This is a genomic window from Streptomyces sp. NPDC053541, assembly GCF_044544705.1.
Lineage (GTDB): Bacteria > Actinomycetota > Actinomycetes > Streptomycetales > Streptomycetaceae > Streptomyces.
In genome coordinates this window covers 70,438-93,736 of record NZ_JBITXM010000008.1, presented here as the reverse complement: position 1 = coordinate 93,736, position 23,299 = coordinate 70,438, and the positions used below count along the sequence as shown (strand labels likewise).

Annotated in this window: 22 protein-coding genes; 6 read left to right on the top strand and 16 right to left on the bottom strand. The window is 74.0% G+C overall.

Going from position 1 to position 23,299, the window contains the following annotated elements; translation table 11 throughout:
* Window positions 1-52 precede the first annotated feature (52 nt).
* On the bottom strand, window positions 53-325 hold the full coding sequence (locus tag ACIGW2_RS21080; RefSeq protein ID WP_391653937.1) for a hypothetical protein: 273 nt from the start codon (window positions 323-325) through the stop codon (window positions 53-55).
* Window positions 326-600: 275 nt separating this feature from the next.
* Here ACIGW2_RS21080 and ACIGW2_RS21075 point away from each other — a divergent pair, with 275 nt between their 5' ends.
* Entirely contained in the window at window positions 601-2,232 is a 1,632-nt protein-coding gene (locus ACIGW2_RS21075) for a serine/threonine-protein kinase (protein ID WP_399845052.1), read from the top strand.
* On the opposite strand, the gene ACIGW2_RS21070 is transcribed toward ACIGW2_RS21075, so the two are convergent.
* Together ACIGW2_RS21070 and ACIGW2_RS21065 are read right to left on the bottom strand one after the other, a co-directional pair.
* A complete protein-coding gene (locus tag ACIGW2_RS21070) occupies window positions 2,216-3,022 on the bottom strand; it encodes an SGNH/GDSL hydrolase family protein (protein ID WP_399845049.1) in 807 nt (268 codons plus the stop codon). The genes ACIGW2_RS21075 and ACIGW2_RS21070 overlap by 17 nt on opposite strands.
* A gap of 222 nt (window positions 3,023-3,244) precedes the next feature.
* Window positions 3,245-3,619, bottom strand: coding sequence for a GntR family transcriptional regulator (locus tag ACIGW2_RS21065; RefSeq protein ID WP_356075209.1), 375 nt, complete (start codon window positions 3,617-3,619; stop codon window positions 3,245-3,247).
* Between the two features lie 74 nt (window positions 3,620-3,693).
* Here ACIGW2_RS21065 and ACIGW2_RS21060 point away from each other — a divergent pair, with 74 nt between their 5' ends.
* Together ACIGW2_RS21060 and ACIGW2_RS21055 are read left to right on the top strand one after the other, a co-directional pair.
* Window positions 3,694-4,623, top strand: coding sequence for a GNAT family N-acetyltransferase (locus tag ACIGW2_RS21060; protein WP_391653940.1), 930 nt, complete (start codon window positions 3,694-3,696; stop codon window positions 4,621-4,623).
* Window positions 4,604-5,101: a DUF402 domain-containing protein gene (locus ACIGW2_RS21055; RefSeq protein WP_391653941.1), complete on the top strand. Its 498-nt coding sequence runs from the start codon at window positions 4,604-4,606 to the stop codon at window positions 5,099-5,101. Before ACIGW2_RS21060 ends, ACIGW2_RS21055 begins: the two co-directional genes overlap by 20 nt.
* On the opposite strand, the gene ACIGW2_RS21050 is transcribed toward ACIGW2_RS21055, so the two are convergent.
* The 4 genes from ACIGW2_RS21050 to ACIGW2_RS21035 all read right to left on the bottom strand — a co-directional run bounded on the left by ACIGW2_RS21050 (window position 5,088) and on the right by ACIGW2_RS21035 (window position 8,672).
* A complete protein-coding gene (locus ACIGW2_RS21050; protein WP_391653942.1) occupies window positions 5,088-5,504 on the bottom strand; it encodes a DUF6299 family protein in 417 nt (138 codons plus the stop codon). The two genes, ACIGW2_RS21055 and ACIGW2_RS21050, sit on opposite strands and share 14 nt — an antisense overlap.
* Window positions 5,505-5,658: 154 nt before the next feature.
* Complete coding sequence (locus tag ACIGW2_RS21045) at window positions 5,659-7,155, bottom strand: tripartite tricarboxylate transporter permease (protein WP_391653943.1); 1,497 nt, start codon at window positions 7,153-7,155, stop codon at window positions 5,659-5,661.
* A 3-nt stretch (window positions 7,156-7,158) separates the two neighbouring features.
* Window positions 7,159-7,692 (bottom strand): tripartite tricarboxylate transporter TctB family protein, encoded by a 534-nt coding sequence (locus ACIGW2_RS21040; protein WP_391653944.1) that lies wholly within the window; start codon window positions 7,690-7,692, stop codon window positions 7,159-7,161.
* Window positions 7,689-8,672 carry a Bug family tripartite tricarboxylate transporter substrate binding protein gene (locus ACIGW2_RS21035; RefSeq protein WP_399845044.1) on the bottom strand — a complete coding sequence of 328 codons (984 nt, stop codon included), beginning with the start codon at window positions 8,670-8,672 and terminating at the stop codon, window positions 7,689-7,691. Before ACIGW2_RS21035 ends, ACIGW2_RS21040 begins: the two co-directional genes overlap by 4 nt.
* A gap of 131 nt (window positions 8,673-8,803) precedes the next feature.
* On the opposite strand from ACIGW2_RS21035, the gene ACIGW2_RS21030 reads away from it, so the two are divergent.
* Window positions 8,804-9,478: a response regulator gene (locus ACIGW2_RS21030; protein WP_391653946.1), complete on the top strand. Its 675-nt coding sequence runs from the start codon at window positions 8,804-8,806 to the stop codon at window positions 9,476-9,478.
* Between the two features lie 186 nt (window positions 9,479-9,664).
* Entirely contained in the window at window positions 9,665-10,606 is a 942-nt protein-coding gene (locus ACIGW2_RS21025) for a lytic polysaccharide monooxygenase (protein WP_399845042.1), read from the top strand.
* 18 nt (window positions 10,607-10,624) lie between these two features.
* Here the strand turns inward: ACIGW2_RS21025 and ACIGW2_RS21020 are convergent, their stop codons facing one another.
* The 3 genes from ACIGW2_RS21020 to ACIGW2_RS21010 all read right to left on the bottom strand — a co-directional run bounded on the left by ACIGW2_RS21020 (window position 10,625) and on the right by ACIGW2_RS21010 (window position 16,180).
* Complete coding sequence (locus tag ACIGW2_RS21020; protein ID WP_391653948.1) at window positions 10,625-11,509, bottom strand: esterase/lipase family protein; 885 nt, start codon at window positions 11,507-11,509, stop codon at window positions 10,625-10,627.
* Window positions 11,510-11,699: 190 nt separating this feature from the next.
* Window positions 11,700-12,659: a DNA polymerase thumb domain-containing protein gene (locus ACIGW2_RS21015; protein WP_391653980.1), complete on the bottom strand. Its 960-nt coding sequence runs from the start codon at window positions 12,657-12,659 to the stop codon at window positions 11,700-11,702.
* Window positions 12,656-16,180, bottom strand: a complete 3,525-nt coding sequence (locus tag ACIGW2_RS21010) for a DNA polymerase III subunit alpha (protein WP_399845038.1) — start codon at window positions 16,178-16,180, stop codon at window positions 12,656-12,658. The genes ACIGW2_RS21015 and ACIGW2_RS21010 overlap by 4 nt, the downstream gene beginning before the upstream one ends.
* A 157-nt stretch (window positions 16,181-16,337) precedes the next feature.
* Here ACIGW2_RS21010 and ACIGW2_RS21005 point away from each other — a divergent pair, with 157 nt between their 5' ends.
* On the top strand, window positions 16,338-17,375 hold the full coding sequence (locus ACIGW2_RS21005; protein ID WP_361580325.1) for a DUF3533 domain-containing protein: 1,038 nt from the start codon (window positions 16,338-16,340) through the stop codon (window positions 17,373-17,375).
* A gap of 58 nt (window positions 17,376-17,433) precedes the next feature.
* Here ACIGW2_RS21005 and ACIGW2_RS21000 read toward each other — a convergent pair whose 3' ends face one another.
* The 6 genes from ACIGW2_RS21000 to ACIGW2_RS20975 all read right to left on the bottom strand — a co-directional run bounded on the left by ACIGW2_RS21000 (window position 17,434) and on the right by ACIGW2_RS20975 (window position 23,243).
* Window positions 17,434-18,342, bottom strand: coding sequence for a S1 family peptidase (locus ACIGW2_RS21000; protein WP_361580327.1), 909 nt, complete (start codon window positions 18,340-18,342; stop codon window positions 17,434-17,436).
* Window positions 18,343-18,549: 207 nt separating this feature from the next.
* Entirely contained in the window at window positions 18,550-19,452 is a 903-nt protein-coding gene (locus ACIGW2_RS20995) for a S1 family peptidase (protein ID WP_399845035.1), read from the bottom strand.
* Between the two features lie 192 nt (window positions 19,453-19,644).
* Window positions 19,645-20,463, bottom strand: a complete 819-nt coding sequence (locus ACIGW2_RS20990; RefSeq protein WP_391653951.1) for a DUF1684 domain-containing protein — start codon at window positions 20,461-20,463, stop codon at window positions 19,645-19,647.
* A gap of 21 nt (window positions 20,464-20,484) precedes the next feature.
* Window positions 20,485-21,465 (bottom strand): ABC transporter substrate-binding protein, encoded by a 981-nt coding sequence (locus ACIGW2_RS20985; RefSeq protein ID WP_391653952.1) that lies wholly within the window; start codon window positions 21,463-21,465, stop codon window positions 20,485-20,487.
* A 51-nt stretch (window positions 21,466-21,516) separates the two neighbouring features.
* Entirely contained in the window at window positions 21,517-22,332 is an 816-nt protein-coding gene (locus ACIGW2_RS20980) for an amino acid ABC transporter ATP-binding protein (RefSeq protein WP_361580335.1), read from the bottom strand.
* Entirely contained in the window at window positions 22,329-23,243 is a 915-nt protein-coding gene (locus ACIGW2_RS20975) for an amino acid ABC transporter permease (protein WP_399845031.1), read from the bottom strand. The genes ACIGW2_RS20980 and ACIGW2_RS20975 overlap by 4 nt, the downstream gene beginning before the upstream one ends.
* Between the last annotated feature and the right edge of the window lie 56 nt (window positions 23,244-23,299).

Sequence of the window (23,299 nt, the reverse complement as noted above, 5' to 3'; positions counted from 1 at the left end):
GGGGTACGCGGGAGCCCGGCCCGGACGGCCCGTCAGCGCGGGGTGCCGGGGGTCAGCGGTGGCTGCCGAAGAGGGAGCGGCGCAGTCGGCGCAGCGGGGCGAAGAGCGAGACCCGCGCGCTGCGGCTGCGGTGGCCCTGCATCGGCACCTCGCGCGTACGCGTCGTCAGTTCCCGCATGAGCAGCGTCGCCTCGGCCGCCTCGCGCTGCGGCACGGCGGGGCCGCCGAGCACCGCGAGATGGCGGTCGAGCCGCGAACTGGTCGCGCTGCTCCCGCAGGTGATGGCAGGCACTCGCGGCCTGCTGCGCATTGCTATCTGTTCCATGTCACTCCCCACCCGTACGAGGGCACCCGGCCCGGGCAGGTTAACCCTATCGCCCCGCTACGACACCCGTGTATTCCGGCCGCAGGATTCACCGCGCGTGTACGGGGGTTGACGATCACTGTCCGAATGCGTCTGGTTCCAGGGCGAGTTGGACAGGGATCGAACACCTGTCGAACCGTCACGAACCATCCTGCACGCCCGGCCCCCGCCCGTGGCCCCGTGACCGGGTGTGATCTCCGCCACCAAAGGCGGCGGCCCTCCGCTACCGTGGAGAGATGACGGTCATCGCGGGGCGTTACCGGCTGCTCGACGTGCTGGGCGAGGGCGGGATGGGCACCGTCTGGCGCGCCCGGGACGAGGTCCTGGGGCGCGAGGTGGCGGTCAAGGAGGTGCGGGCGCCGGCCGGTCTGCCGGACGCGGACCGCGAGCGCCTGTTCGCCCGCCTGGAGCGGGAGGCCCGGTCCGCCGCGCGGATCAGCCACCGCAATGTGGTCACCGTCTACGACGTGGCCCTGGACGACGGCCGCCCCTGGATCGTGATGGAGCTGGTCCCCGGACTCACCCTGGCGGAGACGCTGGAGGCCGAGGGGCCGCTGCCGCCGCGCCGGGCGGCGCACGTGGGCGCCGAGGTGTGCGCGGCGCTGCGCGCGGCGCACGAGGCGGGGGTGCTGCACCGGGACGTGAAGCCGGCGAACGTGCTCCTGGCCAACGATGGGCGGGTGGTGCTCACCGACTTCGGGATCGCGGCCGTGGAGGGCGTGTCCCCGCTGACCATGACCGGCGAGCTGATCGGCTCGCCCGAATACCTGGCGCCGGAGCGGGCCCTGGGGCACACGCCCGGGCCCGCCGCCGACCTGTGGTCGCTCGGGGTGCTGCTGTACGCGGCGGTGGAGGGCGTGTCGCCGTTCCGCCGGGAGACGCCGCTGGACACCCTGCGCACGGTGGTGGACGAGGAGCCCGCGCCGGCCGCGCACGCGGGCCCGCTGGCACCGGTGATCGAGGGACTGCTGCGCAAGGACCCGGAGCAGCGGCTCTCCGCCCGTGCGGCGGAGGAGCAGCTGCGGCTGGTCGGCGCGGGCGGGACGCCGCGCACGGAGCCGCCGCCGCCCGGGGCGTACGCGCCGCTGCCGGTGGGCGGCCCGGAGGGTCCCGGCGGCACCGGCGGCACCGGGCCGACCGCGCCGATGCCGGTGCCGGCGCCGGTGCCCGGTCCGGGTCCGGAGGGCGCGGGCGGGCGGCCGCGCCGGCGGTGGGGTCTGGTGGCCGGGCTCGCGGCGCTGCTGCTCGTGGCGGGCGGACTGACGTACGCGGCGCTGCGCGACTCGGGCGGCGGGGGCGACGGCGGCACGCCGCCGGTGCCGACGGTGAGCACGGGCGCGCCGACGACGGCGTCGGAGACGGCCTCGCCGTCGGCGGAGCCGAGCAGCACCCCGCCGAGCACCACGAGCGCTCCCCCGGTGTCGGTGATCGTCAGCGTGCGGGCGGTGCGCGACGCGTACGAGGGGCCGTGTCCGCCGCCGCTGGACGGGGCGCCGGAGTTCACGGCGGCGGTGACGGTGGACCGGGCGCCGGCGACGGTGGCGTACCGCTGGGCGACGGAGAGCGGCGAGAAGCAGGACGCGGCCTGGCGGACCCTGGACTTCCCGGAGGGCGGGCCGCTGGAGCAGCGGCTGACCCGGACGCAGGCGGACTATCCGGCGGGGGCGGCGGTGAGCGACCGGATCCGGCTGGAGGTGCGGGAGCCGGTGGTCCGGCAGTCGAACTGGGTGGCGTTCTCGGTGACGTGCGAGGAGACGGCCCCTCCCCCGTCGTCGCCGACGACGACGGCTCCTACGGGCGGGACCGCCTCCCCAGGCGGTGCTCCCGGCGGTGCGCCGGGCGGCGGTTCGGCTACGCCGCGCCGCTGAAGGTGGGCAGGTAGCCGCCGGACTGGCCGGCGGCGGTCGGGTGGTACGACTCGCCGATGTTGAGCCAGTTGACGCTGTGCAGCCAGGCCGAGCCGGAGCAGATCTCGTGTCCGGTGAAGGGCGGGACGACGCTGGCGAAGGGGAAGCCGTGGTTCGCGGCGCGCTTCGCGGTGGCGGCGTTGAGGTAGTCGGCGGCGTCGTTGATGGCGCGGCGCTCGTTCTCGCTCAGGCCGGCCACGCAGGTGCCGTTGAGCTGGTAGAAGCGGGGGTACCCGAGCACGACCACGCGGGCGTTGGGGGCCTTGGTGCGGATGGCGCTGTAGACGGCGTCGAGCTTGCCGGGCAGGGTCGTGTCGACGTAGGCCTTGGCTTGATTCACTCGGTTGATGCAGGTCGACTCGGACTGCAGCACACAGGTCGTCATGACGTCGGCGAAACCGGCGTCGTTGCCGCCGATGGTGAGGGAGACCAGGTCGGTGCCGGTGTTGAGGGGTCCGAGCTGATTCGCCGTGACATCACCCGTTCGGGCGCCCGAGCACGCGGTGAAGGCGAAGGAGGACGGCGCGTTGGCGTTCTTCCAGAGCACCGGATAGGCCTTGGTCGAGCGCTTGCAGTCGCCGCTGGCGCTGTCGTAGCTCCCGGCTCCGACGCCGGAGGAGTACGAGTCGCCGAGGGCCACGTAGTCCACCGCGGCGGTCTCGGCGGCCTGTGCGACCCCGGCCCCGGTGAGGGCGAGGACGGCGCCGAGGAGCAGCGAGGAGGAGAAAGCCGTAAAACGGGACAGTTTCATGGAACCTCCCTTTAGCAGGATCTCTGCGTTACCAGGTAGTAGCAGCGGATCCGGCCTGCCGGAAGTGTTCATGTCAAAACTCGTGGTGGACGCGCGTTGAAACCTCTTCAGAAACCAGTGATTTCAAGCCAGTCGACGGGCCGTCATGCGAGGGCCCGGGGAGGGCGCGGACCGGGGCCGGCGGACCACCGTGGCCCCGGGCCGCCCTCCTGTGGTCCTTCCCTACTCGTCGTACGCGGCGCGCAGTGCGTCCCGCACCGCGGCTTCCGCCTGTTCGTGGCTGAGGCCGAGCCGGTGGGCCTCCGTCGCGTAGGCCGAGGCGGCCGTGGCGGCCAGCCGGGAGGCGGCGTCGGAGGCCGCGGCGACGAAGGTTCCGTTGCGGCCGCGGGTCTCGATCACACCGTCCGCCTCAAGGGCCTTGTACGCCTTGGCGACGGTGTTCGCCGCGAGCCCCAGGTCCTCCGCGAGACCGCGCACCGTCGGGAGCTTGTAGCCGACGGGCAGCTCGCCCGAGCGGGCACTCTCCGAGATCTGGGCGCGCAGTTGTTCGTACGGGGCGGTGGTGGAACGGGGATCCACGCTGATTCGAAGCGTCACCCGCCTGATTCTGCACCCGGCCCGCCGGAAAATGGGAGGCGGGCGCCCGGCGCCGCCGCATAGCGTGCGGTGACATGACTGTGATCGTCCGCGATGTACGGCTCTCGGTCCCCGAGGACGCCGAGGCCTTCGCCCGCGTGCGGCGCGCCGCGCTGCCCCACATGCTCGCGACCGGCCGGCAGGTGGCCCACGACCTGGCGCACGCCCATCCCGACGCGCACAGCAGGCCGCTGCTCGCCGAGATCGACGGCGAGGCGGTCGGCACCGCCGAGGTGGCGCTGGCCCACGAGTCGCCCGAGCCGGGCATCGGCGAGGTCAACGTCTTCGTGGACCCGGCCCACCGCCGCCGGGGCGCCGGGGCGCTGCTGCTGCGCGCCGCCGAGGAGCACCTGGCGCGGGCGGGGGCGGACACCCTCTACAGCTGGGTGCTCGACGAGCCGGCCAACCTCGCCTTCGCCGGGCGGCACGGCTACCGGGGCAGCCGCTCCGCCTACTTCCTGCGGCTGGACCTGGCCGCGGCCGCGCTGCCGCCGCGCCAGGCGCCGCCCGCCGGGGTCGAGCTGCGCACCGCGGCCGACTTCGCGGCCGACCCCCGCCCGCTGTTCGAGCTGGACGCGCTGACCACGGCGGACGAGCCGGGCGACGTGCCGGCCGAACTGACCGACTACGCGCACTGGCTGGCCACCACCTGGGAGCATCCGCTGCTCGACCGGGAGCTGACCACGGTCGCGGTGGCCGGCGGGCGCCCCGTGGCGTTCTGCGCGGCCCGCACGGACGGCCTCGGGCGCTACGGCTCGGCCATGACCGGCACCCACCCGGAGCACCGGGGCCGGGGACTGGCCAAGCTGGTGAAGAACGACTCGCTGCACCGGGCCCGCGCGGCCGGCTGCACGCAGGCCTTCACCGGCAACGACGCGGAGAACGGGCCGATGCTGGCCGTCAACCGCTGGTTCGGCTACGCGATCTGCGCGAAGGAGACCCGTCATGTCCGCCGCCTCGGCTGAGGTCGAGATCGCCCTGGTGAAGGCCGGGCGCACCAAGATCCGGTATCCGGCCGAGCTGCTCGCCGACGACGGCGTCCGGCTGACCGTGCGCGCGCCCTGGGCGGCCCCGGGCGTACGGGACTTCGGCTTCGTGCGCTTCGAGCCGGGCGACGTGTTCACCGAGCACTACTGGCGCGACCGGTGGTACGCGGTGAAGGAGGTCCGCTCCGGCGCCGGCGCGCTCAAGGGCTGGTACTGCGACGTGACCCGGCCCGCCGCGGTGGCGGCGGACGGGGCCCGGGTGGTGGTCGAGGACCTGGACCTCGACCTGTGGGTGTCGGCCGACGGGAGCGAGGTGCTGCGGCTCGACGAGGACGAGTTCGCGGCGAGCGGGCTCGCCGCCTCCGACCCGGAGGCGGCCGCCCGCGCCGTACGCGCCCTGGACGAGCTGGAGCGGCTCGGCCGGGACGGACTCGTGCGGCTGCTCAGCCGAGCGTGACGCCGGCCTCCTCGGTGGCGAGGAAGCCGGGCATCGGCAGGCCCAGCGGGCCGGTCGGCGTGAGCTGCATCAGGGTGGCCTCGACCCGGGCCGTGCCGGCCCGGTAGCCGGGCTCCTTCACCACGGCGCTGTTGGTCCAGCGGTGCACCCGGCCGTCGCAGACGGCGCGGGTGCCGCCGATCCCGGCGGAACGGTCCGCCTGGACCAGCGTGGAGCTGACGAAGACCGGTCCCGCGCTGTCGTCCGCGCAGCGGTAGCTGCCGGACAGGGTGACCGTGCCGTCCTGGGCGACCGTGCCGCGCGGGTCGACGGACAGTCCGTCGAGGGGCCCGGCGTGGGCGGTCGGAGCGGTGGCGGCGGCGGTGGCGAGCAGGGCGCCGGCGAGGACGAGGCGAGCACGCATCGGTGGGAATCCCTTCGGGGTGGGGGTGGGACGCTGCCCGCCAGGGATACCGGATCAGGCCGCCGGCTGTCCGAAACTCACCCCATCGGGGGCGCGTTGAGGACTTTCGGTCATGCATACCGTCGTACGGCCCGGATCCGCCGGCGCAGGTCCGTCACGCCTCCGCGGTACGGCGCCGGACGACCAGCCTCCGCAGCAGCGGCCAGGCCAGCAGGGCCAGGACGACCGCGTAGACGGTGAGCGAGAACGGGGTGTTCACCAGTCCGGCCGCCGAACCGTCGCTGATCTGCAGGGCGCGGCGCAGCTGCTGTTCGGCGGCCGGGCCGAGGATGACGCCGATGACGGCGGGCAGCACCGGCAGGCCGTAGCGCCGCATGCCGAACCCGATGAGGCCGATGACCAGGAGGATCACCAGGTCGAGGGCCTCGCCGCCGACCGCGTACGCGCCGACGGCGGCGAAGAACAGGATGCCGGCGTAGAGGTACGGCCGGGGGATGCGCAGCAGTTTCGCCCAGACGGGCGCGAGCGGCAGGTTGAGGGCGAGGAGCAGCACCATGCCGACGAACAGCGAGGCGATCAGGCCCCAGACCAGCTCGGGTTCGCGCTCGAAGAGGAGCGGGCCCGGCTGGATGCCGTACTGCTGGAAGGCGGCGAGCATCACGGCGGCGACGGCGGTGGTCGGCAGGCCGAGGGTGAGCATGGAGACGAGGGTGCCGGCGGCGGAGGCGGAGGCGGCGGACTCGGGGCCGGCGACGCCCTCGATGGCGCCCTTGCCGAACTCGTCCCTGTGCTTCGAGAGGCGCTTCTCCGTCACGTACGACAGGAAGGTGGGGATCTCCGCGCCGCCGGCCGGGATCGCGCCGAACGGGAAGCCGATGAGCGGTCCGCGCAGCCAGGCCTTCCAGGTGCGCCGCACGTCGGAGCGGCCGAGCCAGGGGCGGCCCACCGGGATGGCCTCGCCGGTGGTGCGGCGCAGGTGGGCGGCGACCCACAGGGCCTCGCCGATGGCGAACAGGCCGACGGCGACGATGACGACGTCGATGCCGTCGGCGAGCTGGAGCGAGCCGAAGGTGAGGCGCTGCTGGCCGGTCATCTGGTCGAGGCCGACCAGGCCGAGGGTGAGGCCGATGAGCAGGGAGGCCAGGCCGCGGATCCGGGAGGAGCCGAGGACGGAGGTCACCGCGATGAAGGCGAGGACCATGAGGGCGAGGTAGTCGGGGGCGCCGATGTCGACGGCGAGCGCGGCGACGGTCGGGGCGAGCGCGACGAGCAGGATCGTGCCGGCCAGGCCGCCGGTGAAGTGCCCGATGGCCGCGGCGGCCAGGGCCTGGGCGCCCCGCCCGGCCTTGGCCATGGGGTTGCCCTCGATGGCGGCGACCACGGCCGCGCTCTCGCCGGGGGTGTTGAGCAGGATGGAGGTGGTGGAGCCGCCGAACATGGCGCCGTAGTAGATGCCGGCGAACATGATGAAGGCGCCGGTCGGCTCCAGGCCGTAGGTGACGGGGAGCAGCAGGGCGACGGCCATGGCGGGGCCGATGCCGGGGAGCACGCCGATGGCGGTGCCGAGGAGGACGCCGACGGCGGCCCAGAGCAGGTTCATCGGGGTCAGCGCGGTGCCGAACCCGTCGAGCAGGGAGGTGAGCGAGTCCATGGGTCAGAGCACTCCCATCAGCGGGCCGCCGGGCAGCGGGACTCCGAGCAGCTTGTCGAAGACGAGGTAGGTGAGCAGGGAGAGCGCGGCGGCGATCAGCGGGTCGCGGTGGAGGTGGCGGCTGCCGAGGGCGTGGGCCGCGCCCCAGAAGAGCAGGGCGCCGGCGACGGGGAAGCCGACGGGGCCGATGAGGACGGCGAAGCCCAGGAAGACCCCGGCGAGCAGCAGCACGGTGCGCCGGTCGCTCGGCTCGGACAGGTCGACGTCCTCGCCGCCCTCGGCCTCGCCGCGGCCGCCGCGCAGCACGTCGACGGCGAGGAGGACGGCGACGACCAGCAGTCCGGCGCCGACGACGAGGGGGACGGTGCGGGGGCCGACGGGGCCGCGTCCGCCGAGGTCGGCGCTGAGGGTGAGGGCGTCGGTGAGGACGAGGACGCCGAGCAGGAACAGCCCGGCGGCGACGCCGAGTTCGGAGTGCTCGCGCAGCCAGGAGGCGCGGGGGGCGGTCTCGGGGCGCCCGGGGGCGGTGGTGGTCACAGTCCGAGCTCCTTCAGGACGGTTCCGACCTGCTGGTCCTGGGCGGCGAGGAAGGTGCCGAACTCCTCGCCGGGCAGGAAGGCGTCGTTCCAGCCGTGGGTCTTCAGGGAGTCCCGCCATTCCTTCGAGGCGTGCAGCCTCGTGACGAGGCCGACGAGCTTGTCGCGTTCGGCGGTGGTCAGGCCGGGCGGGGCGACGATGCCGCGCCAGTTGATGAACTCGGTGTCGAGTCCCGCCTCGCGCAGGGTGGGCGCGTCGAGTCCGGGGACCCGCTCGGCGCCGGTGACGGCGAGCAGCCGCAGCTCGCCGGCCTTGATCTGGTCGAGGTACTCGCCGACGCCGGAGACGCCGAAGGCGACCTTGTTGCCGAGGATGGAGGCGAGGAGCTCGCCGCCGCCGTCGAAGGGCACGTAGTTGACGCTCTTCGGGGCGATGCCGGCGGCGCGGGCCATCAGCATCGGGGCGAGGTGGTCGGGGCCGCCGGGCGAGGAGCCGCCGCCGACGGGCAGCTTGCCGGGGTCCTTCCGCCAGGCGGCGAGCAGGTCCTGGATGGTCTTGTACGGGGAGTCCTTGCCGACCACCACGATGTCCTGCTCCATGGTGAGCCGGGCGATCGGGGTGGTGTCGGCGAGGGTCTTCGGGGTCTTGTTGGTGTGGACGGCGCCGACGACGCCGAGGCCCATGGACATGGCGAGCCGGCCGTTGCCGTGCTCGCCGACCAGCCGGGTGAGGCCGACGGTGCCGCCGGCGCCGGGCAGGTTGAAGACCTCGATGCCGGAGGTGAGCCCGGCGTCCTCGGCGTTCTTCGCCGCGGTGCGGGCGGTGATGTCGTAGCCGCCGCCGGGGGTGTTGGGGACCATGAAGCGCAGGCCGGGTATCCGGGTGCCGGAGTCGGAGTCGCTGCCGGTGGTCAGCAGCGGCGGTCCGACGAGCACGAGCAGCGCCGCCCCGAGCAGGGCGAGGGGAGTGCGCAGACGCACGGGTGCCGCCTCTCGAAGGGGGAACGGGGGTCTGTGAGGTGGCCCACATGTTGCCCCCGCGTGAGGAAGCTGTCGCTCTTCCGCAACCAACGGACGTTGTGGTCCTTGTGGTCGCGTCCTACCTTGTCGGCGTGACGAAGGTGCTGGTGGTCGACGACGACTTCATGGTGGCCAAGCTGCACTGCCGCTATGTGTCGGCGGTGCCGGGCTTCGCCGTCGCCGGGGTCGCGCACACCGGCGCCGAGGCGCTGCGCGCGGCGCACGCGCTGCGGCCCGATCTGCTGCTGCTCGACATCTTCCTGCCGGACATGGACGGGGTCGCGGTGCTGCGCGAGCTGCGGGCGGCGGGGCTCGCGACGGACGCGCTGTTCATCACGGCGGCGCGGGACGCCGACACGATCCGCTCGGCGCTGCGCGCCGGGGCCCTGCACTATCTGATCAAGCCGTTCAGCCAGGCGGCGCTCCAGGAGCAGCTGCGGCACGTGGCGGCCCTGCACGGCCGGCTCGACGACCTCGCGGAGGCCGAGGCGCGCCAGGAGGACGTGGACCGGATCTTCGGCGCCCGCCCGCGCGGCTCCCGCGAGCTGCCGAAGGGCCTCGCGGCGCCGACCGCCGACCTGGTCGACACCATCCTGCGCGCGCACCCGGAGGGCCTGTCGGCCTCCGAGTGCGCGGAGGCGGGCTCGCTGTCCCGGGTGAGCGCCCGCCGCTATCTGGAGTACTTCGCGGCGACCGGCCGGGCCGAGATCACGCTGCGCTACGGCGGCACGGGCCGCCCGGAGCGCCGCTACCGGCGGGTGGGCTGACGCGCGGGGCTTTCCGCGCCGGGCGGGGCGAGGGCGAGGGCCTTGTCTGTGGTCCCGCTTAGCCGCTCCTTAACGCGACCCTAAGGATCGGCGGTTGAGGGCTCCGGGGCCCGGATCGGGGCTTTTCGAGGGCTAGTTTCCTGGGCAACCCCCCACGCCCCCACCTCGTGAAGGAGTCGCTCCCCCATGACCTCACGCCGTACGGCCGCGGCCGTCACCTCCACCGCCGTGCTCGCCCTGTCCTGGCTCGCCGCCGGGCCCGCGTTCGCGCACGGGTCGATGACCGATCCGGTGAGCCGGGTCGCCGGGTGTCACGCGGAGGGGCCGGAGCACCCGAAGTCGGCGGCGTGCCGGGCGGCGGTGGCGGCGGGCGGGACGCAGGCGCTCTACGACTGGAACGGGGTGAACATCGCGAACGCGGCCGGGCGGCACCGCGAGATCATTCCCGACGGCGAGCTGTGCAGCGCCGGGAACGAGAAGTTCCGCGGCCTCGACCTGGCGCGCGCGGACTGGCCGGCGACCGCGCTCAAGTCCGGGCCGCGCACCTTCCGTTACCGGGGGACCGCGCCGCACCGGGGCACCTTCGAGCTGTACGTGACGAAGGACGGGTACGACCCGTCGAAGCCGCTGAAGTGGTCGGACCTGGAGGCGGAGCCGTTCGCGCGGGTCGTCGACCCGGGGATGGCGAACGGGGACTACGTGTTCACGGGGACGGTCCCGGAGAAGTCGGGGCGGCACCTGATCTACTCGATCTGGCAGCGCTCCGACTCCCCCGAGGCCTTCTACGCCTGCTCAGACGTGGTGTTCGGGAAGGACACCGGCGGCGCCGCACCGGCCGCCCCCGCCCCGACCTCGGCCCCGGCCTCGACCCCGAGCAGCGCGCCCGCCGGGACTCCCGGCCGGGCACCCGCCGCCGGGCACGCGGAGCACACCGGACACCCGGCCGCCCCGGCGAGCAGCGCGCCCGCCGCCCCCGCCGCCCCCGCGCCGCAGGGCGCGGCCTCCGGCGAGGAGCTGGCCGAGACCGGGGGCGACGCCGCCGTGCCGTATCTGGTGGCGGGCGGCGCCGGTGTGCTGGCGGTCGGGGCGGCCGTGCTGTTCGTGGCGGGGCGCCGCCGGCACGGCTGAGCGGCGGTCGGCCGGGCGTCAGTCGAAGACCGAGGCGCAGGTCGTCGGGGTCGCGTGGGCCGGGTCGAGGGCGTTGGCCACCTCGTGGAAGACGATCCGGTCCACCGTGCCGATGGCCACGTGCTCGGAGAAGTCGAGCGCGCAGCGGTCCTGGAGCAGGACGTTGCTGACGTTGGGGCCGGACAGCCAGCCCGACTGGTAGGGCGTGACGACCTCGTCGTACTTGGTGGCGATCACGGTGTACCGCACGCCGGGCACGGTGTCGCCGCCCTCGTTGAGCTTCGTGAGGAAGGCGGAGCCGGCGATCTGGTCGGCGAGGCCCGGGGTCGCGGTGGTCAGCAGGTCCTCGGCGCCGGGGAAGTACGGCAGCAGCTGGGTGAGGCCGTTGAGGGTGGTGCCGTGGTTGTCGGGGGCGATGCCGACGAGGGCGTTCACCTTGGCGGCGCCGCCGAGGAACTTGAGGTAGTGGCGCGGCATCATGCCGCCCTGCGAGTGCCCGACGAGGTCGGCCTCGGCGGCGCCGGTGGCGGCGAGGACCCGGTCGACGTAGGCGGCGAGCTGTCCGGCGGACTTGTCGACGGGGCCGAGCCCGTGGAAGAACGGCACGTTCGGCAGCTGGCCGTAGTCGAGCGAGAAGACGCAGTACCCGCGGTCGACGAGGTAGGGGGCGAGCCCCAGCCAGTTGTCCACGGAGTTGCCGAAGGTGCCGTGGACGAGGACGACCGGGCGGGGGTGGGCGGCGGAGGGCTTGCAGGTGAAGTCGTTCCAGCCCCGGCTGGGGGCGGTGTCGGCCTGGGCGGCGGCACCGGGGGCGAGGGTGGCGGCGGCGGTCAGCGCCAGGACGGACAGCGCTCGGGCGATGCGCTTCCAGGAGGTTCTCCGGAACGGTTTCCAGGGCAGCATCGGGCGATCTCCTTGCGGCTCAAGGGGAATGAGGGAGTGCTACGCCCTGCGGTCCGGACCACAAGTGGGGATGCGCTTTCCGCCAAGTTACGTACGGGTAGCCGCGGTGGGAAGTTACGCGTCGGTAAAAAGTCGCGCGTCGCCGCCGGAGCCGTGCGGGCCGGCCCGCACGAGGTACGGCCGCGGCCGCTCAGGCCGCCAGCGAGCCCGGCAGCACCGCCCGCGGCCCGTACTTCGCGCGGGCCCGGTCGGCCACCGCCTCGATGCGGCGGGCCTTGTCGTCGGCCGGGTCGAAGGTGAGCTGGTGGGCGGCGGACTCGGCCGGGGCCAGGCCCTCGACGCGCAGGGCGATGCCCCGGACCCGGGCGCGTTGGAGGCCGAAGGAGGCGTGGATCGCGTACGCGAGCGCGCTGAGGTCCGCCGAGTGGGCGGTGGGCTCGCGCAGGGCGCGGGTGCGGCTCGACGTGGTGCGGTCGGCGTAGCGGACGGTCACCGTCAGGGAGCGGCAGACCTGGCGCTCGGTGCGCATCCGGGAGCCCAGCTCCTCGGTGAGCGAGAGCAGCGCCCTGCGGTGCTCGGCGGGGTCCAGTTCGTCGTGCGGGAAGGAGCGTTCGGCGGCCGCCGAGCGCGAGACCTCGCCGGGGACGACCGGGGTGCGGTCGATGCCCTGGGCCCGTTCCCACAGTTCGCGGCCGGCCTTGGCGCCGACCAGCCGCTGGAGCACGGCGAGCGGTGCGGCGGCGACCCGGCCGACGGAGTCCAGGCCGTAACCGCAGAGGGTGCGGGCGGTGGCCCGGCCGACGCCGTCGAGGGCGACGACCGGCCGGTCGCACAGGAAGGCCGCCGGGTCCTCGACGACCAGGGTGACGCCGGGCCGGGCCTCGCGGGCCGCCATCCGGGCCAGCATCGGGTTGGGGCCCGCGCCGATGACGCAGTCGACGCCGTACAGGGCCAGCGCCCTGACCCGGATCACGGAGCCGAGTTCGGCCGCGCTCCAGCCGAAGTAGCGCAGCGCGCCGCGCACGTCGGCGAGCGCCCCGTCGGGCGGGGTCGCCTCGACGAGCGGGGTGAACTCCCCGAGCAGGTCGAGCAGCCGGGGGAGCATCGCCTCCCCGGCCGCCTCCAGCCGGAACCGTACGCAGAGGATCATCCGGCGCTCCCGGGACTGCTGTGCCACAGCTTCCGCGACGGTGTCGCGGTGCCTTCCCCGGCCGGCCGGAGGTCGGCCCAGGGGTTCATCGTGTAGCCGGTGGGCAGGGTGATCCGGCGGCCGGTGTCACCGCTCTCCGCGGCGGGCTCCGCCGGGCTCTCGGAGAGCCGCTCCCCCACCGCCGCGAGGCCGCCGCTCTCCCTCAGTTCGGCCAGCTCGGCGAGGTTCCAGGCGGCGGCGCCGACCACGCTGAGGCTGCGCGGGCCGCGGCGCTGCACCACGCCGCGGACCAGCAGCAGCCAGGAGTGGAAGACGGTGTGGGCGCAGCGCTCGTGGGAGTCGTCGAAGAAGGCGAGGTCGACCAGGCCGGTGCCGTCGTCGAGGGTGGTGAAGATGACCCGCTTGCCGGAGCGGATCGGCGGGGTCTGGGTGGCCGCCTTGGCGCCGGCGACCAGGACGGTCTGGCCGTGCCGGGCGGAGCGCAGCCGCTCGGCGGAGACCACGCCGAGCTCGCGCAGGAAGGCCCGGTGGTCGCCCATGAGGTGGCGGGAGGCGTCCATGCCGAGGATGCCGAGCTCCGCGCTGAGCCGTTCGGTCTCGTCGAGGTCGGGCAGGCCGACGGGGGCGGTCTTGCGGCCCTGGGCGAGCGGCAGTTGTCCGCCGTAGGAGGCGGCGCCGCGCTGGGTCCGGTGCAGTTCGGTGAGGTGGAGCAGCAGGTCGCGGCGGTTGGCGCCGAAGGCGTCGAGGGCGCCGACCTGGGCGAGGCGTTCGGCGACGGGTTTGCGCGGGCGGGCCCGTTCCCAGAAGTCGAGCAGGGAAGCGTAGGGCTGTCCGGTCTCGATGCGGGCGCTCTCGGCCTCGCTGATGCCGTGGACCTCGGCGAGCCCGAGCCGGAGGCCCCAGGCCTCTGCCCCCTTCTCGGACACCAGTTCGATCCGATGGGTGGCCGCCGAGCGGTTCACGTCGAGCGGCAGCACGGGCACCCCGCGCCGCCGGGCGTCCGCGAGCAGCAGCCGCTTGGGGTACATGCCGGGGTCGTGGGTGAGCAGCCCGGCGTAGAAGGCGGCCGGGTGGTGCGCCTTGAGCCAGGCCGACTGGTAGGTCGGCACGGCGAAGGCCACCGCGTGCGCCTTGCAGAAGCCGTACGAGCCGAAGGCCTCGACGATCTCCCAGGTGCGGGCGACGACCTCGTCCGCGTACCCCTGCCGCTTCGCCCGCTCGGCGAACCAGAGCTTGATCCGGCCCTGCGAGTCGGGGTGGGAGAGGCCGCGGCGCACCTGGTCGGCCTCGTCGCGGCCGCAGCCGGTCATGATGCTCACGATCTTGATGATCTGCTCGTGGAAGACGACGACCCCGTAGGTCTCCTTCAGCGCCTCGGCCAGGTCGGGGTGCGGGTAGCGGACCGGGGCGCGGCCGTGCCGGGCCTCGATGAACGGGCGGACCATGTCGGCGGCGACCGGTCCGGGCCGGAAGAGCGAGATGTCGACGACGAGGTCGTGGAGGTTCTCCGGCTGGAGCCGGCCGACCAGGTCGCGCTGGCCCGGGGACTCGATCTGGAAGCAGCCGAGGGTCTCGGTGGAGCGGATGAGCGCGTACGTGTCGGGGTCGCCGGGCGGGATCGCGTCGATGTCCGGCCGGGTGCCGGTGGCGCGCTCGACCTCGGCGACGGCGTGCGCCATCGCGGACTGCATCCGCACCCCGAGGACGTCGAGCTTGAGCAGCCCGAGGTCCTCCACGTCCTCCTTGTCGAACTGCGCCATGGGCATCGGCGAGGGCCCGGGGCCGCCGGGGCCCGCGGGGATCTCCCCGCTGGTGGGGACGACGGGGGTGCGGGCGCGCAGCGAGGCGTCCGAGAGGAGCACCCCGCACGGGTGCATGGCGATGCCGCGGGGCAGCGCGTCGAGCGCCTCGACCAGCTCCCAGAAGCGCTCGTGGTCGCGCAGCTCCTCCTTGAGCCGGCGCAGTTCGGGCAGTTCCTCGAGGGCGGCGCGGGCGTCCCGGGCGCGGATGTGCGGGAAGGCCTTGGCGATCCGGTCGATCTCGGCCGGGTCCATGGACAGGGCGGCGCCCACGTCGCGCACCGCGTGGCGGACCCGGTAGGTCTCGGGCATGGCGACGGCGGCGACCCGTTCGGCGCCGAAGCGGTCGAGGATCGCCCGGTAGACCTCCAGGCGGCGGGCGGACTCCACGTCGATGTCGATGTCGGGCAGCTCGGTGCGGCGCTTGGACAGGAAGCGCTCCATCAGCAGGCCGTGCTCGACCGGGTCGGCGTGGGCGATGCCGAGGAGGTGGTTGACCAGGGAGCCGGCGCCGGAGCCGCGGGCGGCCACCCGGATGCCCATGCCGCGCACGTCGTCGACGACCTGGGCGACCGTCAGGAAGTAGCTGGCGAAGCCGTGGTGGGCGATGACGTCGAGCTCGCGGTGCATCCGGTCCCAGTAGTCGCGCCGCTTCTCGTACCCCTTGCGGACCATGCCGGCGGCGGCCCGGGAGGCGAGCACCCGCTGGGCGGTGCGGTGCGCGGCGCCGACCAGGTACGGCTCAGGGAAGTGGGCGGAGCCCATGCCGAGGTCGTCCTCGGGGTCGACCCGGCAGGCCGCGGCGACGTCCTCGGTGTGCGCCAGGAGCCGGTGGGCGGCGTCGCGGCGGAAGCCGGCGGCCTCCACCACCCGCTCGGCGACGTCCCGCATGGTGCCGGCGTCCTTGAGCCAGGCCTCGCCGCTGTCGAGCCCGCCCCGGGGGTCGACGGGCACCAGGCGGCGGGCCGCGTCGAGCACGTCGGCGACCGGGCCCTGGCCGGGGTCGGCGTAGCGCACCTCGTTGCCGAGCACGGGGCGCACGCCCTGCTCGGCGGCGAGGCCGAGGGTGCGGGCGGCGAGCCGCAGCGAGCCGGGGCCGGTGCCGGTGCGCCCGTGGTGCACGACCTCCAGGCAGAGGGCGTCGCCGTACCGCTCGCGCCAGGGGGCGAGGAGGCGGGCGGCCCGGTCGGGCCGGCCGGCGGCGAGGGCGCGTCCGACGTCGGAGGCGGGGCCGAGCAGGACGAAGAGCCCGGCGTCCGGTCCGGCGCCGGGGTGGGCGGTGCGGGGCAGCAGGGGCTGCCCTTCCCCCGCGTGCGCGTGGGCGGCGCTGACCAGTGCGCAGAGCTCGGCCCAGCCGGCGCGGGAGCGGGCGAGGAAGACGGCGCGGGGCGCGGACTCGTCGACGAAGGCGCCGCCGCGCACGGGCATCCGCCGGGCGGAGCTGATCCCGCCGGCGGCCGGGCGGGCACCGGCGGGCCGGGTCTCGTGCGGGACCGGGGCGAGGAAGGGCTCGCAGCCGAGGTCCACGCCGAAGAGCGGGCGGATGCCCTCCCGCTCGCAGGCCTTGGCGAAGCGGACCGTGCCCGCGACGGTGTCGCGGTCGGTCAGGGCGAGGGCGTCCATGCCCCGCTCGGCGGCGCGCTCGGCGAGGCGGGCGGGGTGCGAGGCGCCGTAGCGCAGGGAGAAGCCCGAGGCGGTGTGCAGATGCGTGAACCCCGGCATGCGCCGTCCCACCTCCCACAGCAAAATCGTACGTACGTTCCCACCCCCGCCTTCCCACCCTAGCCCATTTTCGAACGTCCGTACGATAACCGGGGGCCGTCAGCCATACGGCCCCGTCCCACCTGCGGAAACGCCCCCGGCCCCAGAGCGTGGGGGCATGAGTCTCGTCGCCGAACTGAAGAGTGCCGTCACCCCCCGCGCCGCCCTGCTGGTCGTCGGCGTCTTCGCCCTCCAGCTGCTGTTCATCACCTCGTACGTCGGGGCCCTGCACCACCCCAAGCCGACGGACGTGCCCTTCGGCGTGGTCGCCCCGCCGCAGGTCGCCGGCACCCTCGTGACCCGCATGGACGCGCTGCCCGGCGACCCGCTCGACGCGCGGACGGTCCCGGACCCGGCGACGGCCCGGGAGCAGATCATGAACCGGGACATCGACGGCGCCCTGATCGTCGACCCGCGGGGGCGCACCGACACGCTGCTCGTGGCGTCCGGCGGCGGCAAGGCGCTCTCGGTCACCCTGGAGGGGATGCTGACCCGGCTGGAGGCGGGCAACCAGCGCCAGCTGCGGACGGTCGACGTGGCCCCCTCGTCCCCCCAGGACTTCAACGGGCTCTCCGCCTTCTACCTGGTCATCGGCTGGTGCGTCGGCGGCTACATCTGCGCCGCGATCCTGGCGATCAGCGCCGGTTCCCGGCCCGCGAACCCGCACCGGGCGATCATCCGGCTCGGGACGCTCGCGCTCTACGCGATCCTCGGCGGTCTCGGCGGCGCGATCATCGTCGGCCCGGTCCTGGGCGCGCTGCCCGGCAGCGTCGCCGCGCTGTGGGGCCTGGGCGCCCTGGTGGTCTTCGCGGTCGGCGCCGCCACCCTCGCGCTCCAGTCCGTCTTCGGGATCGTCGGCATCGGCCTGGCGATCCTGCTGGTCGTCGTCGCGGGCAACCCCAGCGCGGGCGGCGCCTTCCCGCTGCCGATGCTGCCGCCGTTCTGGAAGGCGATCGGCCCGGCCCTGCCACCGGGCGCGGGCACCTGGGCGGCGCGCTCGATCGCGTACTTCAAGGGCAACGACATGACCGTCTCGATGCTGGTGCTCTCCGCCTGGGCGGTGGTCGGCACCGCCGTCACCCTGGTGATGTCCGCGCTGAAGCGGGAGCCGGCGGCGGAGCCGATCGCCGACGAGGTGGGCGCGGTCAGGGCCTGAAGGCGTAGGACGGCACGGGAGTGCCCCCGGCGCGTCCGCCGGGGGCACTCTCGCGGGCTCAGTAGACGTTCACGCCGTACGCGCTCAGCGCTTCCGTCACGGGCTGGAAGAAGGTGGTGCCGCCCGAGGAGCAGTTGCCGCTGCCGCCCGAGGTGAGGCCGATGGCGCGGCTGCCGGAGTAGAGCGGGCCGCCGGAGTCGCCGGGCTCGGCGCAGACGTTGGTCTGGATCATGCCGTAGACGATGTCGCCGCCGCCGTAGTTCACGGTGGCGTTGAGACCGGTCACCGTGCCGCTGTGGATGCCGGTGGTGGAGCCGCGGCGGGTGACGGACATGCCGACGGTGGCGTTGGCGGCGCTGGTGATGTCGACGCTGCCGACCGTGCCGGACTTGGTGATCGAGCTGTTGGTGTAGCGCACGATCCCGTAGTCGTTGGTGGGGAAGCTCGACCCGGCCGTGCTGCCGAGCACGGTGCTGCGGGCGGAGTTGGACCACCAGGTGCCCGCGCCGTCGGTGCAGTGACCGGCGGTGAGGAAGTAGTAGTTCCCGGCGCTGTCCTTGACGTTGAAGCCCAGCGAGCAGCGCCAGCTGCTCGCGTAGATGGCGTCGCCGCCGGAGATCAGCTTGCGGAAGGTGCCGTTGGTGCGCTCGATGCGCAGCGCGCCCGCGTTCGCCCCGGCCTGCTTCTTGATCTTGGCGATCTCGGCCTGGGAGACGGTGGAGTCGACGGTGACGACGACCTTCCCGGTGGCGGCGTCGGTGCGCCAGGCGGTGCCGGCCACGTCGGCCGCGAGCACGGCGTCACCGGCCGCGGAGAGCTGGGAGGCGCTGAACGTGCCGGCCGACGCGGCGGAGTCGGCGCTGGCGGTGGGGACGGCGATCGCCGCGGCGGCGACCAGGCCGGTCGCGACGGCGAGCAGCCGGACGGTGCGCGCGTTTCTCGTGGGGGTGGTGCGCGTGGTCCTCACTTCTCGTTCCTCCAGGGGGGAATCGGGGGTCCGCCGTGGGGTGCCGGACCCGTGGGACGCGGCCTTGGGGGGCCGGCGCCGTGGAGGTCTCGGGCCGCGCGGAACCGGGCCGTGGGAGCGGCTCGGTCCGGGCGGCCTCCGACCGACCAGCAGGGTGCGGAAAGGGCTCGGTACGGGGCCCGTGGAGCTCGGCACGGGCCCGGACGGTCAGTAGAGGCTGACCCTGTACTTGGCGAGCGCCTCGGGCACCGGCTGGTAGAACGTGGTCCCGCCGGTCGAGCAGTTGCCGCTGCCGCCGGAGGTGATGCCGAGCGCCTTGGTGCCGTCGTAGAGGGCACCGCCCGAATCGCCGGGCTCGGCGCAGACGTTGGTCTGGATCATGCCGCGCACGGTGCCGCCGCCGGAGTAGTGCACGGTCGCGTCGAGGCCGGTGACGGTGCCGCTGCGGGTGCCGGTGGTGGAGCCGGAGCGCTTCACGGACTCGCCCACGTAGGCGTCGGCCGCGGTGAAGCCGCCGGTGTGGCTCAGCGAGGCGTTGTCGTAGCGGACCAGGGCGTAGTCGTTGCCCGGGAAGCTGGAGCCGACGGTGGGGCCGATCAGGGTCGACTGGGCCGAGTTGGCGTACCAGGTGTTCACGACGTTGCCGCAGTGGCCGGCGGTGAGGAAGTAGTACGTGGAGCCGCTGCGCACGTTGAAGCCGAGCGAACAGCGGTAGCCGTTGCCGTAGATGGCGTCGCCGGCGGCGAGCAGGGGCTTGAAGACACCGGGGGTGCGCTCCACGCGCAGCGCGGCGGCGTCGGCCCCGGCGGCCCGGCGGATCTTCGCGAGGCCCGCCTCGGAGACCGTCGAGTCGGCGGTGACGACGACCCGGCCGGCGGCTCTGTCGACGTACCAGGCGGTGCCGCCGACGTCCGCCTTGAGGACGGCGGCGTCGGCGCGGGCGAGCGCCTCGGCGCTCGCGGGTCCGGGGGTGGGGGCGGCCTGGGCTCCGGGCAGGCCGAGGGCGGTGGCGGCCGCGACGGCCGCGGCGACGGCGAGCAGGCGGATGCGCGTGGTCCTCACTGTTCTCCTTCGGGGTACGGCGGAGAGACCCGTGGGTGGCGGGCCCATGAGGCACCGTCAGGTGACGTGTTCCTGACATGCACCGCGAGCGATACTGGCCCCTCCAACCGGAACGCACAAGACCGCCCACACGCCTCGTCTACGCGCGCGGACCCGCGCCGCACCGCCCCCGCACCCCGCGCGGGGCCGCCCCGGACGGTGCGGGTCCGCGCGGGCCCGCACCGTCGGGAACAGGCGGGATCAGCTCCCGGCGAGCCGCCGCTCCCCCGCCGCGATCTCCGCGTCCAGGGTGTTCCCCGGCGGCGGGAAGGGGCAGATGAAGTGCGCCGCGAAGGCGCACGGCGGCAGCAGCGCCCGGTTGAAGTCGACGGTCACCGAGCCGTCCGCGGCCGGGGCGGCCGGCCGCAGGAAGCGGAAGCGGTAGCTGTCCTTGCCGCTGCTGGTGTCCGCGAACACCGCCCACAGCGAGCCGTCGTCCTCGATCGCGACCTGCAGGCTGTGGTCGGTGCCGTCGAGGTCGAAGACCACCTCGCCGGCCAGGCCGAGACCGCGCTCCTTGCCGTCCGCGTTCTCCACCCGGACGCTGCGGGACTCGGCGTACGGCCGGAACACGCCCGGCCGCACCCACTTCTCCTCGTACGGCGTGGCCTCGATGCCCGTGAAGGCGCGCCGCGCCGGCGACTCCGGGTCGAAGTCCCGCACCGCCCACTCGCCCTCGCGGCGCAGCACCACCAGGCGCCGCCCGGCGGAGGCCACCCGCGACTCGTGGATCGGGGCGTGGTCGGCGGTCAGCCGCACCGTGCCGGTGAACGGCGCTCCGTCGACCGTGATCGCGTCCTCGGCGCCCGCGGTGAGGACGACCTCGTCGCCCTCCGCCCGCCACACTCCCGGAACGTCCGGAATCCGTCCGTCGGGGACGTCCGAGAGCCAATAGGTTCCGGTCAGCGAGAGCGGTCCGTAGGAGGAGGCGACCGCCGCCGTCCGCTGCTCGTGCCAGTGCTGCCACTCCTGCCGGGGATCCGCGCCCTGCGCGCCCCGGGCCGTGTCGTGCGTGCTCATGGTGGTTCAGCCTTCCACAGGTCAGTTCTTGGTACGGGGCAGGCCGGGCGGGTTGATCTCGGAGGCCGGGACGGCCTCGCTGCTCAGCCCCCAGCGCTTCAGGACCTGTGCGTAGGTGCCGTTTTGCACCACGTGGTTGAGCGCGGCCGCGTAGGCCTCGACCAGGCCGCTGTCCTTCTTCGTGGTGGCGGCGATCTTGCCCTGGAGCCCGGCGCCGGCGCCGGAGAACTTGCCGACGATCTCGGTCTGTCCGGCCGAGGCCACGTGGTAGGCGGCGGTCGGGTTGGGGCCCAGGTAGGCGTCGATCCGGCCGGACTGGAGCGCCAGGTAGTAGTCGGTCTGGTTCTGGAAGTACTTGATGTCGACCGGCTTGCGGCCGGCCCGCTCGTTCTGCCTGCTCCAGTCGACCAGGATCTTCTCCTGGTTGGTGCCGGAGCTGACCGCGATGCTCTTTCCGGCCACGTCGGCCGGCCCGGACACCTTCCAGCCGGCGCCCTTCTTCGCCTCGAAGGCGAGGTCGTCCAGGCGGTAGGTGGCGAAGTCGTACTTCTCCTTGCGCTCCTCCGTCACCGTCACGTTGGAGAAGACGCCGTCGAACTTGCCGCTGTCCAGGCCGACGAACAGGTTCTCCCAGGAGACCGGGGAGAACTCGGGCTGCACGCCGAGCGTGTCGGCCACCAGGGTGGCGATGTCCAGCTCGACGCCGATCAGCGTTCTGTCGTCGGTCGCGTAGAAGGCGAGCGGTGGGGCGCTGCCGGTGGACACCCCGAGGCTGAGGGTGCCGCGCTTGCGGACGGCCTCGGGGAGCTTGGCGGCGATGGCGTCGACCTTGGCGGTGCGCACCCGGTGCTGCTCGGGGCCGAGGTTGATCGCGGTGCCGGAGCCCTTCTGGTCCCGGGGCCTGATCTCGTCGGTGGCGGCGTCGCTGGTGCCGCAGGCGGTGAGCAGACCGAGCGCGGAGAACGCGGCGAGCGCGGTGAGGACGGTACGGCGGGTGGTCATGGTGATGCTCCTTCGGGTGAGGGGAGAGGGGTCCCGCGAGGTGGCGGGGGGTCAGAGGACCTTGGAGAGGAAGGCGCGGGTGCGTTCGTGGCGTGGGGCGTCCAGGACCTCGGCGGGCGGGCCCTGTTCGACGATCCGTCCCTCGTCCATGAAGACGACGGTGTCGGCGACCTCGCGGGCGAAGCCGATCTCGTGGGTGACGACGATCATCGTGGTGCCGGCCGCGGCCAGGTCCTTGATGACGTCGAGGACCTCGCCGACCAGCTCCGGGTCGAGCGCGGAGGTCGGCTCGTCGAAGAGCAGCAGGCCCGGTTCGAGGGCGAGCGCGCGGGCGATGGCGACCCGCTGCTGCTGCCCGCCGGACAGCTGCCGGGGGTAGGCGCCGGCCTTGTCGGCGAGGCCGACCCGGTCGAGCAGCGCCCGGGCGCTCGCCTCGGCCTCCTTGCGGGGGCGCTTGAGGGCGGAGACCGGCGCCTCGACGATGTTCTCCAGGACGGTGAGGTGCGGGAAGAGGTGGAAGTTCTGGAAGACGAAGCCGATCCGGGTGCGCTGCCGGAGGATCTCCCGCTCGCGCAGCTCGTAGAGCCGGTTTCCGGAGCGGCGGTAGCCGACCAGGGTGCCGTCGACGCTGACCGTGCCGCCGTCGACCTTCTCCAGGTGGTTGATGGTGCGCAGCAGGGTGGACTTGCCGGAGCCGGAGGGGCCGAGGACGACGGTGACCTCGCCGGGCCGGACGTCCAGGTCGATCCCGCGCAGCACCTCCAGCGGGCCGAAGTTCTTGCGGACGGCGCGCAGCCGGACCTTGACGTCGGCGTCGGGGTCGGCGGGGGTGGCGGGGTGGGCGGGGGCGGTGGTCGTGGAGCTCATCGGGTGCTCCCCTTCGCGTAGTGGCGTTCGACGTAGTGCTGGACGACGGAGAGCGCGGTGGTGAGCAGGACGTACCAGGCGGTGGCGACCATGAGGAGCGGGACGACCCGCCCGTTGCGCCCGTAGACGACCTGCACCTGGTAGAAGAGTTCGCCGATCGCCATCACGGAGACGATCGAGGTGCCCTTGAAGAGGGCGATGATCTCGTTGGCGGCGTTGGGCAGGATCGAGCGCATCGCCTGCGGCAGCACGATCCGGCGCAGTTGCCGCAGCCGGGGGATGCCGAGGGCGGCCGCCGCCTCCAGCTGGCCGGCGTCCACGGAGAGGACGCCGCCGCGGACGATCTCGGCCGCGTAGGCGGCCTGGTGGAGGGCGAGCCCGAGCACGGCCGCGCTCATGGCGCCGACCAGGCCCATGGTGTCGAAGGACCAGAAGGACGGGCCGAACGGGATGCCGATGCTCAGCTTCCCGTACAGATAGGCGAGGTTGAACCAGAACAGCAGCTGCACGATGAGCGGCACCGCGCGGAAGGCCCAGATGTAGCCGAAGGCGACGACCTTCAGGAAGGGGCTCGCGGACAGGCGCATGAAGGCGAGCACGATACCGAGCGCGAAGCCGAGGGCGGTGCCGTAGAAGGTCAGCTGGAGGGTGACCCAGACGGCCCGGAGGATCGCCTCGGCGGTGAAGAAGCGGGCGAAGACGTCCCACTCCCAGCCGGGGTTGGTGACGAGTCCGTGCAGGAACTGGGCGAGCAGGACGGCGGTGGCGGCGACGGCGACCCAGCGCCAGGGGTGCCGCACGGGCACGATCTTCAGGGCGCCGGGGTCGTCCGGCCCGCCGCCGTCGCCGGTGGCGGCGGAAACCTTCGACGGCGGGGCGACGGAGACGGGGGGATCACTGGTCAGGGACATGGCGGTACCTCGGGAGAGGGCGGAAGGGGCGGTACGGGGAGGGGCCGGCCGCGGGC